Origin of the sequence: Colwellia sp. PAMC 21821, from assembly GCF_002077175.1 — a bacterium.
Lineage (GTDB): Bacteria > Pseudomonadota > Gammaproteobacteria > Enterobacterales > Alteromonadaceae > Cognaticolwellia.
In genome coordinates this window covers 3,638,857-3,652,466 of the sequence record NZ_CP014943.1, presented here as the reverse complement: position 1 = coordinate 3,652,466, position 13,610 = coordinate 3,638,857, and the positions used below count along the sequence as shown (strand labels likewise).

At 40.7% G+C, this 13,610-nt stretch carries 12 protein-coding genes; 9 read left to right on the top strand and 3 right to left on the bottom strand.

The annotated features are described in order from the left end of the window. Positions 1 to 29: 29 nt before the first annotated feature. Together A3Q33_RS15455 and rnm are read right to left on the bottom strand one after the other, a co-directional pair. Positions 30 to 650 carry an L-threonylcarbamoyladenylate synthase gene (locus A3Q33_RS15455; RefSeq protein WP_081180716.1) on the bottom strand — a complete coding sequence of 207 codons (621 nt, stop codon included), beginning with the start codon at positions 648 to 650 and terminating at the stop codon, positions 30 to 32. 171 nt (positions 651 to 821) lie between these two features. Further along, positions 822 to 1,712 (bottom strand): RNase RNM, encoded by an 891-nt coding sequence (gene rnm / locus A3Q33_RS15450; RefSeq protein WP_081180715.1) that lies wholly within the window; start codon positions 1,710 to 1,712, stop codon positions 822 to 824. Between the two features lie 370 nt (positions 1,713 to 2,082). Here rnm and A3Q33_RS15445 point away from each other — a divergent pair, with 370 nt between their 5' ends. The 9 genes from A3Q33_RS15445 to tnpC all read left to right on the top strand — a co-directional run bounded on the left by A3Q33_RS15445 (position 2,083) and on the right by tnpC (position 11,490). After that, entirely contained in the window at positions 2,083 to 3,792 is a 1,710-nt protein-coding gene (locus tag A3Q33_RS15445; protein WP_081180714.1) for an anthranilate synthase component 1, read from the top strand. Beyond that, positions 3,792 to 4,502: an aminodeoxychorismate/anthranilate synthase component II gene (locus tag A3Q33_RS15440; protein ID WP_081180713.1), complete on the top strand. Its 711-nt coding sequence runs from the start codon at positions 3,792 to 3,794 to the stop codon at positions 4,500 to 4,502. The genes A3Q33_RS15445 and A3Q33_RS15440 overlap by 1 nt, the downstream gene beginning before the upstream one ends. After that, positions 4,489 to 5,589 carry an anthranilate phosphoribosyltransferase gene (gene trpD / locus A3Q33_RS15435; protein WP_081180712.1) on the top strand — a complete coding sequence of 367 codons (1,101 nt, stop codon included), beginning with the start codon at positions 4,489 to 4,491 and terminating at the stop codon, positions 5,587 to 5,589. Before A3Q33_RS15440 ends, trpD begins: the two co-directional genes overlap by 14 nt. Then, complete coding sequence (gene trpCF / locus A3Q33_RS15430) at positions 5,589 to 6,977, top strand: bifunctional indole-3-glycerol-phosphate synthase TrpC/phosphoribosylanthranilate isomerase TrpF (protein ID WP_081180711.1); 1,389 nt, start codon at positions 5,589 to 5,591, stop codon at positions 6,975 to 6,977. Before trpD ends, trpCF begins: the two co-directional genes overlap by 1 nt. Position 6,978: 1 nt before the next feature. Further along, positions 6,979 to 8,226, top strand: a complete 1,248-nt coding sequence (gene trpB, locus A3Q33_RS15425; protein ID WP_081180710.1) for a tryptophan synthase subunit beta — start codon at positions 6,979 to 6,981, stop codon at positions 8,224 to 8,226. Beyond that, entirely contained in the window at positions 8,226 to 9,071 is an 846-nt protein-coding gene (gene trpA, locus A3Q33_RS15420; protein ID WP_081180709.1) for a tryptophan synthase subunit alpha, read from the top strand. The genes trpB and trpA overlap by 1 nt, the downstream gene beginning before the upstream one ends. A 159-nt stretch (positions 9,072 to 9,230) precedes the next feature. Beyond that, entirely contained in the window at positions 9,231 to 9,542 is a 312-nt protein-coding gene (locus A3Q33_RS15415) for a hypothetical protein (protein WP_081177983.1), read from the top strand. Beyond that, positions 9,539 to 9,889: an IS66 family insertion sequence element accessory protein TnpB gene (tnpB, locus tag A3Q33_RS15410; RefSeq protein WP_081177981.1), complete on the top strand. Its 351-nt coding sequence runs from the start codon at positions 9,539 to 9,541 to the stop codon at positions 9,887 to 9,889. Before A3Q33_RS15415 ends, tnpB begins: the two co-directional genes overlap by 4 nt. A gap of 86 nt (positions 9,890 to 9,975) precedes the next feature. Continuing rightward, positions 9,976 to 11,490 (top strand): IS66 family transposase, encoded by a 1,515-nt coding sequence (tnpC, locus tag A3Q33_RS15405; protein ID WP_081177979.1) that lies wholly within the window; start codon positions 9,976 to 9,978, stop codon positions 11,488 to 11,490. Between the two features lie 337 nt (positions 11,491 to 11,827). Here tnpC and glnS read toward each other — a convergent pair whose 3' ends face one another. After that, positions 11,828 to 13,507 carry a glutamine--tRNA ligase gene (glnS, locus tag A3Q33_RS15400; RefSeq protein WP_081180708.1) on the bottom strand — a complete coding sequence of 560 codons (1,680 nt, stop codon included), beginning with the start codon at positions 13,505 to 13,507 and terminating at the stop codon, positions 11,828 to 11,830. Between the last annotated feature and the right edge of the window lie 103 nt (positions 13,508 to 13,610).

The following is a 13,610-nucleotide window of genomic DNA, read 5'->3' as shown; positions in this document are numbered from 1 at the left end:
AACTATTGGCTAGCTGATTTAATCACGCGTTATTGAAAAGGTGTTGGATCGCCTTCACCCACACGAATTATTTCAACGTCATCATTTGAAAAATCAATCACCGTGGTTGGGCGTTCGCCTAAATGGCCACCATTAATAATTAAATCTACTTCGTGCTCTAAAATATCGCGAATATGCTCAGGATCAAACTCTGCAGTGTCAGCACCTGGCATGATCAGTGTTGTCGACATTATTGGCTCACCTAGCTCAGCTAAAAGCGCTTGGGCAATAGCATTGTCCGGTACGCGAATGCCAATCGTTTTACGCTTTGGATTTAACAAACGTTTAGGCACTTCTTTTGAACCTTTGAAAATAAAGGTGTAAGGACCTGGGGTATTGTTTTTCAACAAGCGAAAAGCACTGTTATCAACCCGCGTATATTCCGACAACTCTGACAAATCACTACACATTAAAGTAAAGTTATGCTCTTTATTAATATCTCGAATATTGCATATTCGTTCCAAGGCTTTTTTGTCACCAATATGGCAGCCCAAAGCATAGCCCGAGTCGGTTGGGTAAACAATGACACCACCTTGACTAATAATGGCAGCCGCTTGTTTCATTAAACGACCTTGCGGGTTATCGGGATGTACATAAAAAAACTGGCTCATATTAAGCTCCAACTAAATTTCAGATTTATCATCATATTTTTCAATACCCTGCGGCTATACTTTTTGACTCATACTTATTTGATTAATTAAGTGATCTGCGTTTTCATTTTAATTATTAAAAATGAGCAGCTAATTAATCAACTTGGTGTTATACACTTTAAAACCTGCAGACTAACTCACAGTTTGAGTTTGCCAAAGTTGCCATATAGGCTTGGCTTGCTCAGGCATCACTAAATTACGTCCTAAATCACTCCAACGACTAGGCTGATGAAAGTCAGACCCCATCGAAGCATGTAAATCGTACTCTGAACAATAGCTTAGCATTATTTTACGCTGTTCGTTGTTCATCTGCGGTAACACCACCTCTAAACCGTCACCTTGTGCCGACTTAAAATGAACAATTAAGCGCCGCAACCATTTGGCGGTTAAGTCATATCTTATCGGGTGCGCCATTACGGCAACACCACCAGCGGCATGAATGGTCGCTACTGCTTCTTCAATGCTACACCAATTAGGATTAACATAAGCGCGTTTGCCTTTACCAATATATTTATCAAAGGCGGCTTGCATTTTACTGACGATACCGCGATGTAAAAGTATTTTAGCAAAATGTGCGCGAGTAATAGAACCCTCACCTGCCATCTCTTTTGCCTGGCTATAAACGTCGCTAAAGCCACATTTTTCTAGCTTTTCACCCATAGAGAGCGCACGATCTTCACGGCGTTGTTGCTGCGCTGAAATCAACGATTGCAACGCTGGATGCTCAGGTTGAATATTTAAACCGACAATATGAATTTCAAACCCTTGCCATTGCGTCGATATTTCAATGCCATCAATTAACGTTAATGGAATATTTTGATCTAAAATAGTTTGTTTTGCACTATCAAGACCTTTAACACTGTCGTGATCTGTGATTGCTAATACGTCAATTTGGAAGTTAACTGCCCGTTCTATTAGCTCTTTCGGCGTTAAAGCACCGTCCGAGCAATTAGTGTGACTATGCAGATCAACGCGTAAGTTTGAAAAATCTTTATCATTAGTAAAATCAGTGGTTGACATCATTACGCGAATCGGTTCTTCTATAGGGACTTAATACTATCTGAAAACAAGTGCAAGTCGCTATTTAGGCAAGTGAATAAAAACAATTTTACTGAGATAAAACAGATAATGATACAAGTAAAACAAACTATTTCTTTGATTTGGTGGTGGCATAACTCTACATAAGTGGGTTGTGATGTTTACTTGTAAGTAAAAAATTCGAAAACCCGCACCCTATTGCGGGTTTTTTGCTTTTAAAATTTTGAATTAATTAGTATTAAATAATAAGAGAATAAGTATGTTACGTATAAAAGTTAAACGTTGGTTCTTATGGTGGCTTCTGCCTATTTACGCTGGATGACCGTTTTTAAATAGATTATTTGTAGGAATACCCATGAGCAATACCCAAAAAAACAACACCGAAAAACAGCAGCTAAACACTGCACTTGATACTCAACAGCCAGGGGCTGTAGTCACTATCACCGATAAATTAAGTTATCAGAGCGATCCATTAGCGGTTTTTCATTACTTGTGTGCTGAAAAAGAAAACACGCTTTTATTAGAGTCCGCTGAAGTCGACAAAAAACATCAATTGAAAAGTTTATTGTTGACTGATACTGCAGTAAAAATTGTTTGTAATGGCAATATTGTTAACTTTACGGCTTTAAGTAAAAATGGCGAAAACGCCCTTGCCTTTGCTAAGCAAGCCTTAGCATCAGATGCAAAGATTACTGGCGATCATAAAAGTTTCACAGCAACCTTTGCAACAGTAACTGAGCAATTAGATGAACGTTCACGTTTACTTGCTATTAATCCTTTTCAAAGCTTACGCTTATTTAGCCAACTTAATAATACTAACCAACATCCTTTTGCGGTATTTCTTGGCGGCGCCTTTGCATTCGATATGATGTCGATGAGTGAGTCATTACCTGACGTTGCCGACGGCGAAAACACCTGTCCTGATTTTGTTTATTATCTAGCAGAAACCTTGATCATTATTGACCATGAAAAACAGTCAAGCGAACTGATCACCAACCAATTTACGGGTGTTGGCTATGAAGAGGCAAAGCAAGCAGCTTTATCCAGAATTTCAGCCATAAAAGCCAGTTTATTTACTGATATTACTGCAACATTTGAGCTTAAACCATCTGATAATCCATCAAATGCTAGTGTAAAAGAGCCGGATACATTGCGTTGCGATATAGACGATAACGCTTTTTGTCAGATAGTTAATGACTTGAAAGAGAACATTTTAGCGGGTGATATTTTTCAGGTAGTGCCTTCTCGCACTTTTAGCTTAACTTGCTCAAATAATTTAAATGCTTATAAAGCATTGAAGCACCGTAATCCAAGTCCTTATATGTTTTATTTACAAGACAGTGAGTTTTGTATTTTTGGTGCCTCTCCAGAATCAGCACTTAAATATCAACAAAGTAACCGACAAGTAGAGATTTACCCTATTGCCGGCACTCGCCCTCGTGGTTTTAACGCTGATGGCACCTTATCTCCTGACTTAGACAGCCGCATCGAATTAGACTTACGGCTAGACAAAAAAGAATTAGCCGAGCACATTATGCTGGTTGATTTAGCCCGTAATGATATTGCAAGAGTTAGCCAACCCGGCACACGCCACGTGGCTGACTTGTTAAAGGTCGACCGATATTCGCACGTTATGCATTTGGTTTCTCGTGTTTGCGGGACTTTAGAGCATGAACTAGACGCCTTGCATGCATATCAAGCTTGTATGAATATGGGCACTTTATCTGGCGCGCCAAAAGTAAAAGCCACCTCACTAATTCGTGAAGTGGAAGGTAAGCGTCGAGGTAGTTATGGCGGCGCTGTTGGCTATTTAACCGGCGAAGGTGATATGGATACCTGCATTGTTATTCGCTCCGCCTTTGTGAAAAATAATCGCGCACAAATTCAAGCCGGCGCTGGTGTGGTGTTTGATTCTGATCCGCAATCTGAAGCCAACGAAACCAAACAAAAAGCGCAAGCGGTGATCAGTGCGATTAAAGAAGCGGAAGGTAAAGTATTAGTGATTTCTCATCAGGAAAGACAAACTACGCTGAACAGCGATGCAATACAGCAGGAGGTTAAATAATGACATCATCTGACATTTCATCGAACACTTCTACTGACGCTTTGCCAGAGATTGTCATGTTAGATAATCTCGATTCATTTACCTATAATTTGGTCGATGAGTTTCGTTGTTTAGGCTATAAACTGACTATTTATCGCAACACCATCGGCGCTGATTTTATTTTTAATAAGCTGCAAGAGAAACAAAAAAACAACAACGCCGGTGTTATTTTAGTGCTTTCACCTGGACCTGGCGATCCAACCCATGCCGGCTGTTTAATGCCATTATTATCACTTTGTGCAGGACAATTCCCCATATTAGGTATTTGTTTAGGGCATCAAGCATTAATTCAACATTATGGCGGTGTTATAGCGCGTGCACCTGAAGTGGTACATGGTAAATCGTCAAATATCAGCCACAACGAATTAGGCGCTTTTAACAATATTGCTAGCCCTTTACCTGTGGCTCGTTATCATTCACTTGTTGCCAGTGAAATGCCAGAACAATTAACCATGACAGCCTATGTTAATTTAGCCACTGATGGTGAAGACATTACTTTGCCTATGGCCATTGAACATAGCACAGATGCTGCCATTGGTTTTCAGTTCCATCCTGAATCCATATTAACTACCTATGGCACCAATTTATTAGCGCAAAGCCTAAGTCATTTATCTGCTTTAGCGGAACAAACTATTTATAAAGCCCGAGGGAATGATCATGAAAACCACTGAACTTAGTAGCAAAACGTCACCACTGACTCAGGTTGAAGTTAACGATGACATTACCCACAGTGCACTCAATACTTTAGTTGATGGTGATTCATTAACGCAACAGCAAAGCCATGATGTTTTTGAACAAGTCATTAATGGTTTTGTCGCGCCTGAACGGTTGGCCGCGATTCTAACGGCATTAAAAATTAAAGGTGAAACCCCTGCAGAAATTGCGGGTGCTGCAATTGCCATTCGTGAAAATGCTACGCCTTTTCCAATGCAAACTAACGGTGTTACAGACTGTGTTGGTACGGGTGGCGATGGTGCAAATACCATTAACATTTCAACCACCGCGGCTATTTTAGCGGCTGCTTGCGGCATAAAAATGGCAAAACATGGCAATAGAAGTGTCTCAAGTATGTCAGGCTCTGCTGATTTACTTGAAGCATTCGGTGTTAACTTAACTATGTCGCCTGAAGTGGCAAGTGAGTGTTTAGCACAAGCCAATATCTGCTTTCTATATGCGCCGGCGTACCACACCGGTTTTAAACATGCGGCCCCAGTTAGAAAAGCGATGGCGATTAGAACCTTGTTTAATATTCTTGGGCCATTGGTGAACCCAGCAAAGCCCGATGTTATGTTACTGGGTGTTTACTTGCCTGAATTAATAACCCCGATAGCCGAAGCCTTATTATTAACAGGGGTTAAGCACGCTTGGGTTGTACACGGCAGCGGCTTAGATGAAATAGCGTTGCACGGAAAAACTAAAGTCACTGAAATCAGCAATGGAGAGTTAATTAAAAAAGACATTTCGCCGGCAGATTTTGGGTTAAAAAATTACACTTTGGAAGATATTAAAGGTGGAACACCACAAGAAAACGCTGAGTTTATTAAAGCAATATTAGCCGGTAAAGGGCTAGAAGCGCATAACAGTGCCGTTATCATTAATTGTGCTGCGCTACTTTATTTACATCGTGAACAATTAGATGGTCAAGCAGACACCTTATTGCTAGCAGCGCAACATGCCACAAAAGTACTAGCCTCTGGCGCTGCCACCAAAACCTTAGCAGATTTAGTGCGATTATCTAATGCAGGAGTATCAGCATAGTGAGTAACATTCTTGAGCAAATCGTCGCTAATCGACGTATTGAGATTGCAGAACTGAAAAAAGAAATACCGTTAGCAAGCTTTATTGATGGTTTAACACCGTCTAAAAAAGACATGTACCAAGCATTAACTCGTACAGCCGAAAAGCCTTATGCCGGTTTTATTTTAGAATGCAAAAAAGCATCACCGTCAAAAGGCTTGATCAGAGAAGACTTTAATGTCGCTGAAATTGCAGGTATTTATGATAATTATGCCGCCGCAATTTCAGTTCTAACCGAGCATAAATATTTTCAAGGCGATTTTAGCTATTTAAAAACGGTCAGTGACCTCGTCAAGTGTCCGGTACTTAATAAAGATTTCTTTTTTGACACTTACCAAGTGTATCTAGCCAGGCATTATGGGGCTGACGCGGTATTATTAATGCTTAGCGTGCTCAATGATAATGAATACAATGAGTTAGCCGCTGTTGCGCAGTCATTAAACTTAGCGATTTTAACCGAAGTATCAAATGAAGAAGAACGCGACCGTGCGATTAGCTTAAATGCTAAACTCATCGGCATTAATAACCGAAATTTACGTGATCTTTCTACCGATATTTCACGTACCTTTGATCTAGCGCCAACACTGCCAGATGATCGCATCGTTATTTCTGAGTCAGGCATATATAATAATGCCCAAGTGAGAGAACTTGCCCCTGCTGTAGATGGTTTCTTAGTGGGCAGCTCTGTGATGGCTGAGGACGATATTGATTTAGCCTGTCGAAAATTAATATTCGGTCACAATAAAGTATGTGGCTTAACCAAACCTGAGCATGCAAGATTTGCTATTGATGCAGGCGCTGAGTTTGGCGGTCTTATATTTGCGGAAAAATCACCTAGGCGTGTTAACAAAGCACAGGCGAGCGCTATAATTAGCGAAAACCCTAGCTTAAAATACGTTGGTGTGTTTGTTAATCACCCTGAAACAGAAGTGATTGTTCTAGCCAAAGATTTACAGCTATCTGCCGTGCAATTACATGGCCAAGAAAGCCAACAATATATTGATAGCTTACGAATAAAGCTAGCTAAAAATTGTCAAATATTTAAAGCGTTACCGGTAGAGAAAACCGTGCCGACACTTCCGATAAATGTCGACCAAATTGTGCTTGACGGAAAAAATGCGGGTAGTGGCCAAGCCTTTAACTGGCAAGCGCTAGCTGATAGCGAGCAAGACTTATCCCGTTGCTTTTTAGCCGGTGGATTACAACGCGATAATATCACCCAAGCATGTGCGCAACTGACCCATCAAGAATTATTTGGCTTAGATATCAACTCAGGTGTTGAATCGAGCCCTGGCATTAAATGTCGCGATAAACTCAATGAAGTTTTCGCCCAAATACGGAATTATTAAGATGTTAAAATCACCAACTGAAAATCAGCCTAAAAAGACCTTACCTGCCTACTTTGGCGAGTTTGGCGGTATGTTTGTCGGCGAATTATTAGTGCCTGCTTTAGAAGAACTAGAGCAAGCCTTTATTGAATCGCAAACTGACGAAGCTTTTTTAGCTGAATTCAACAAACTACTGACCAGCTATGCTGGCCGTCCGACACCTCTTACATTGTGTCGCAACATTGTTAAAAATCCATTAGCTAAAATTTACTTAAAACGTGAAGATTTATTGCATGGCGGCGCGCATAAAACTAATCAGGTTTTAGGGCAAGCGTTACTCGCAAAACGCATGGGTAAAACTGAAATTATTGCAGAAACTGGTGCAGGTCAACATGGCGTTGCTACAGCAATTGCCTGCTCATTATTAGGTTTAAAATGTAAGGTTTATATGGGCGCGGTTGATTGTCAGCGTCAGCAACCGAATGTTTTTCGCATGCAATTAATGGGTGCTGAAGTTATTCCAGTAACCGCCGGCAGCGGCACACTTAAAGATGCGGTAAATGAAGCATTACGCGATTGGTCAGCGAATTATGAAAACGCACACTATTTATTAGGTACGGCTGCGGGTCCTCACCCGTTCCCGACTATTGTGCGTGAGTTTCAAAAAATGATCGGCGAAGAAGCCAAACAGCAATTATTAGCTGAAGAAGGTCGCTTACCCGATTACGTTATTGCCTGTGTTGGTGGTGGCTCAAATGCTATTGGTATGTTTAACGACTTTATCGGTGATGAAGATGTCAAATTGATTGGCGTTGAAGCCGGTGGTAAAGGCATAAACACCGCACACCACGGTGCAACCTTAGTGGCAGGTACCAAAGGTATGTTACATGGTAACTACACCTACATTATGCAAGATAAGGTTGGCCAAATTGAAGAGTCTTACTCTGTATCAGCGGGTCTTGATTACCCTGCTGTAGGCCCACAACATGCACAATTAAAAGATTCTGGCCGCGCTCAATATGTCGCAATAAACGATGACGAAGCATTAGAAGCATTTCAGTTACTGGCGCGCAATGAAGGGATTATTCCTGCATTAGAGTCTTCACATGCCTTAGCACATGCCTTAAAAATGGCTGATAAAGTGACAGAAGAAACTATCTTCTTGGTTAATTTATCAGGTAGAGGTGATAAAGACTTAGCGCATGTAAACGCGATTATATCGCCTGAGACTGCTGAAAAAAGTGATGTAAAGCATAGAGGAGAAGCATAATGAGCCAAGCAACTGACATAAGTAACGTTACTAATATAAGTACTCGTTATGACCAAGCGTTTGAAAAATTAGCGGTAAAAAATGAAGGCGCGTTTATCCCTTTTGTTATCATTGGAGACCCAAATGCTGAGCAATCTTTTGAAGTGATTAAAACACTGATTGATGCTGGCGCAGATGCTTTAGAGCTTGGCATGCCCTTTTCTGACCCCAGTGCTGATGGTTTTACCATTCAAATGGCTGCGCTTCGTGCACTAAAAGCCAATATTAATACCGATGTCTGTTTAGATATTTTAGCTAAAATTCGTGCGTATGCGCCTGATATTCCAATTGGCTTGCTACTTTATGGCAACTTAGTATTTGCTCGTGGCATTAATAACTTCTATCGTGATGTTGCTGCGGCAGGTGTTGATTCTGTTCTTATCGCTGACTTGCCCATTCGTGAAAGTGAGCCCTTTAGACAAGCGGCAACAGCCAATGGCATAGCGCCGATCTTCATCGCTCCACCTAATGCCAGTGAAACAACGTTACAAAAAGTAGCTGATTATGGCTCGGGTTATACTTATGTATTAAGTCGTGTCGGTGTTACGGGCACAGAAACTGAAGCTGAAATGACGGGCCATAAACTTATTGATATATTGGAAAAATACCAAGCAGCGCCTTCTGTGATTGGTTTTGGTATATCAAAACCTGAACAAGTAGTAGCGGCATTAGCAACAGGGGCAAAAGGTGCTATCAGTGGCTCTGCGGTTGTTAAGATTATTGAAAGCAATCTTGATGATAACGCTAAGATGTTGGGCGAGTTGTCGGAGTTTGTTCGTGCGATGAAACAGGCTACTAAGCTTTGATTTAAAAAAAAGTAATAGCTGTCAGTAAAAATAGTAGCTGTCAGCTTTCAGTTTTAAGCTGTCAGTTATAAAGTAATAGCGTGAGCGTCTGCCCAATAGCACATTATATTTAGTCGCTTTTCACCTTACAGTTGTTTCAATTTAATTTTGGAGTAACTTATGACACACAAAGTATTTAATGATTGCCAGTACCCCGTTGATAAAACAAACACCTTTGGTTTAGCTAAACCGCCATGTAATCGCTTGACTTACTTACATCAGGCATCCCTTTGTACGCACAGCGAAATGGACCTCACACAACGTGATGAAGGCAGCGTCATCCAAGGCCACATTATTTCCCTTCACACGATACAGCTGATAAATCAGCTCATGCAAAACATAAAACTCATCATGCCACTTGCTGATTTACCGCTACTTTGTAGTACATCACAGGCCATTATGGATAAGTTACTTAGCGGGTTATCCCAATGAAAATGTTTGTTGATGTGCCAGAGGTCTATCTTTATCGTAACGTCGTTGATTTTAGAAAATCTATCAATGGCTTAGTCATGATTGTTGAACAACAAATGCAAGTATCACCGCTAACCGGCAGCGTCTTTGTGTTTTGCAATAAAGGGCGAGATAAACTTAAGGTGTTGTATTGGGATAAAACCGGTTTTGCTTTGTGGTATAAACGGCTTGAAAAAGACAAGTTTAAATGGCCCAATAAACTTACTTCAACATCACTTGATTTATCTGAGCAGCAATTGCATTGGCTGTTTAACGGCTTTGATGTGCTGGGACATCAAGCTATTCGTTATGACACGGTTGCCTTATAACATGTGATCATAAGCAGCATTTATTGATCACGAAATAATCTTAATAAAGCCAACAAGTTAGTGTGATTTATTGATAAAATAAGTCCATGAATGATGACGCGCAATCCTTACCCAATAACATTGAACAGCTCAAAGCGATGCTGTTGGCTGAGCGTAAGCAATCAGCTAACCAGGCCGCGAGATTGCAGTTTCTGGAGGAGCAGTTCCGCCTTGCTCAACAGCAACGCTTTGGTGTGCGAAGTGAAGGTCATCCTGCACAAGGTGATTTGTTTAATGAAGTCGAAGTCGTCCTTGATGAGGTTTTAGCAACGGTTGAGTCAACCCCTGCAGTTGTTAAGAAAAAACCGGTGAGACAAAAGCTCCCTAAAACGCTTGAGCGTGAAATTATAATTCATGATTTAAGCGACACAGAAAAGACCTGTGACTGCTGTGGTGAGTCATTGCATCCTATGGGTGAATCGCGCAGTGAGAAGCTTGAGTTTATTCCGGCAAAAGTTAAAGTGATTGAGCATGTACGACTCAAATACAGTTGTCGAACATGTGAAAAAGAAGGTGTTAGCACGCACGTTAAAAGTGCACGTGTCCCTCTCAGCCCAATACCTAAAGGGTTTGCAACGCCGTCATTGTTAAGTCAAATCATCACCAGTAAATATCAATATGCATTGCCGCTTTATCGCCAAGAAAGCTTGTTTAAGCAATACGGTATTGCATTAAGCCGGCAGACGATGAGCGAGTGGATGATGAAATGCAGCGAACTATTTAAGCCGCTTTATGAACAGTTAAAGAAAACGCTCTTACAGCAATATGTTATTCAAGCGGATGAAACCACGCTTAACGTGATTAATGAAGATAAAGCTAAGTGCTATATGTGGCTCTACTGCACGGGCAGTGATACGCCTGTGCACAGTGATGTGCCTAATATTGTGCTTTTTGATTATCAATCTAGTCGTGCGGGGCAATGTCCGGTTGATTATCTCAATGGATATACGGGCTATTTGCAAGTGGATGGCTATGCGGGTTATGAAAAAACGCAAGCAACCCTCGCGGGGTGTTGGGCACACGCGCGTCGAAAATTTAAAGAAGCAGACATCGCACAACCAAAAGGAAAAACAGGTAAGGCGAATATGGCGCTGAGCCATATTCAAAAGCTGTATCGATTAGAAACACAAATAAAAGATAAAACGGCGCAGGAAAAGTATCAACAGCGCCAGGAAAAAGCTAAGCCTATACTCGTACAGTTTTATCAATGGTTAGAAAAAGCCAACGTGCCACCCAAAACAGCCTTAGGTAAGGCTATTCAATACTGTAAAAATCAACGCCATAAACTCAGTCGTTATATTGAAAATGGTGAGCTAAGTATCGACAATAACCGTGCAGAGCGTGCCGTGAAACCGTTTGTGATTGGTCGAAAAAACTGGTTATTCTCAAACACCGCGAATGGCGCAAACACCAGTGCGATGCTTTACTCGATGATAGAAACAGCAAAAGCGAATGATTTAGTCCCGTTTGATTATCTCATGCATTGCCTTGAGCAATTAACCAACTCAACACTCGACATTAACGCATTATTACCTTGGAACGTAAAACTTAATAAAGTGTAGAGAAAGTTTGTGGGGGAAAACAGAGGAAATCATCCATGATCAACACTCCCTGTTTTATTCGTCCTTGTAGTGGCTCCATGCCACCGCACTTCATCCTGAAGTATCCATAACCCAGCATCCTGCTTGGTGTTGTTGCCAACACCAACAATACTAGAAGAATATAAATATAATGCAAACCTGAGTACGATTTAAATTCAAGGTGTTCATTAGCCGACGCTCACGTAATAGCTGTCAGTAAACTGCGATAGTTTGAAAATAAAAAAGCTCATAAGTATTATCTTATGAGCTTTTTTGTTGCGGCTTAGTTAACTAGTAACTAATCACTAATCACTAATCACTAAGCTGACTTTTTTTCCCAAGTATCGCGAAGACCAACCGTGCGGTTGAATACTAGCTTACCTGCAGCAGTATCTTCTGCTGATATTTTATTATCTAAACAAAAGTAACCTTGGCGCTCAAACTGAAATGCTTGTTCAGGTTTTGCATTCGCTAGATAAGGTTCAACTTTCGAATTGATGATAGTCAATGAATCAGGGTTAATCACTGAATGAAAATCTTCTGCAGCACCTGGGTTTGGCACGGTAAATAAACGTTCATACAAACGAATTTCTGCATCAAGACTTTGCTCAGCCGCAACCCAATGAATAACACCTTTAGGCTTAGTGCCGTCAGTCGGGTTTTTACCTAAAGTTTCAGGATCATATTGGCAATAAACCGTCGTTACGTTACCTTCTGCATCTTTATCACAACGGGTAGCGGTAACAACATAAGCACCACGTAAACGCACGGCTTTGTCTAACACTAAACGCTTATACTTTTTATTGGCTTCTTCACGAAAATCTTCTGCTTCAATGTAAAGCGTTTTAGCAAATGGCACAACGCGAGAACCATGACTTTCATCACTTGGGTGATTCTTAACATCAAGATTTTCAACTTTATCGTCAGGATAGTTTTCAATCACCAATTTAATTGGGTCTAGAACCGCCATAGCGCGTGGTGCATTGTCGTTTAAATCTTCGCGAATACATGCATCTAACACACTCATTTCGACTGTGTTATCCATTTTCGTTACGCCAATGCGCTTCGCAAATTCTCGTAATGAACCTGGCGTAAAGCCTTTGCGACGAAATCCAGCAATAGTTGGCATACGAGGATCATCCCAGCCGCTAACTAGCTTATCTTCTACCAGGCTATTTAATTTACGTTTACTCATCACAGTATATTCAAGGTTCAAGCGTGAAAACTCGTACTGTCGTGGTGTGGTTTCTATCGAAATATTTTCAATCACCCAGTCATACAAACGACGATTATCTTGAAATTCTAAGGTACATATTGAATGCGTAATACCTTCAATGGCATCAGAAATACAATGCGTAAAATCGTACATTGGATAAATACACCATTTATCACCTGTTTGGTGATGATGGGCAAATTTAACTCGATAAATTACTGGATCGCGCATGCACATGAAGCTTGATGCCATGTCGATTTTAGCACGTAGGGCACACTGCCCTTCCTTAAAGTCACCCGCTTTCATTTTTTCAAATAAAGCTAAGTTTTCGTCAACTGACGTTTCACGATAAGGACTGTTTTTACCTGGTTGCTTCAACGTACCACGATACTCGCGCGTTTCTTCGGCATTTAAAAAACAAACGTAAGCTAAACCTTTTTCGATAAGCTCAACAGCATAACCATACAAACGGTCAAAATAATCTGAAGAATAATGGATATCGCCCGCCCATTCAAAACCCAACCACTTAACATCGGCTTGAATAGAATTTACGAAATCAATATCTTCTTTTTCAGGGTTAGTATCGTCAAAACGCAAGTTACATAAACCCTGGTAATCTTGCGCAATACCAAAGTTTAAACAAATGGATTTCGCATGACCAATATGTAAAAAACCATTTGGCTCAGGCGGAAAACGTGTTTGTACTTTACTATGCTTACCACTAGCAAGATCGGCATCAATAATTTGACGAATAAAATTGGTTGGACGGTTTTCTACTTCCGACATCCACAGAACCCCTAAAAATAATAAAATTTAAATAATGTAATTGAAGATATTATATCAATAGAATTAACCCAAGCGCACCTAAAGAATATAAATTCGGCTATGA

Excerpts from the sequence above, each read along its gene's own strand:
- A3Q33_RS15455 (WP_081180716.1), bottom strand. The coding sequence starts at position 650 with ATGAGCCAGTTTTTTTATGTACATCCCGATAACCCGCAAGGTCGTTTA.
- rnm (WP_081180715.1), bottom strand. The coding sequence starts at position 1,712 with ATGATGTCAACCACTGATTTTACTAATGATAAAGATTTTTCAAACTTA.
- A3Q33_RS15445 (WP_081180714.1), top strand. The coding sequence starts at position 2,083 with ATGAGCAATACCCAAAAAAACAACACCGAAAAACAGCAGCTAAACACT.
- A3Q33_RS15440 (WP_081180713.1), top strand. The coding sequence starts at position 3,792 with ATGACATCATCTGACATTTCATCGAACACTTCTACTGACGCTTTGCCA.
- trpD (WP_081180712.1), top strand. The coding sequence starts at position 4,489 with ATGAAAACCACTGAACTTAGTAGCAAAACGTCACCACTGACTCAGGTT.
- trpB (WP_081180710.1), top strand. The coding sequence starts at position 6,979 with ATGTTAAAATCACCAACTGAAAATCAGCCTAAAAAGACCTTACCTGCC.
- trpA (WP_081180709.1), top strand. The coding sequence starts at position 8,226 with ATGAGCCAAGCAACTGACATAAGTAACGTTACTAATATAAGTACTCGT.
- A3Q33_RS15415 (WP_081177983.1), top strand. The coding sequence starts at position 9,231 with ATGACACACAAAGTATTTAATGATTGCCAGTACCCCGTTGATAAAACA.
- tnpB (WP_081177981.1), top strand. The coding sequence starts at position 9,539 with ATGAAAATGTTTGTTGATGTGCCAGAGGTCTATCTTTATCGTAACGTC.
- tnpC (WP_081177979.1), top strand. The coding sequence starts at position 9,976 with ATGAATGATGACGCGCAATCCTTACCCAATAACATTGAACAGCTCAAA.
- glnS (WP_081180708.1), bottom strand. The coding sequence starts at position 13,507 with ATGTCGGAAGTAGAAAACCGTCCAACCAATTTTATTCGTCAAATTATT.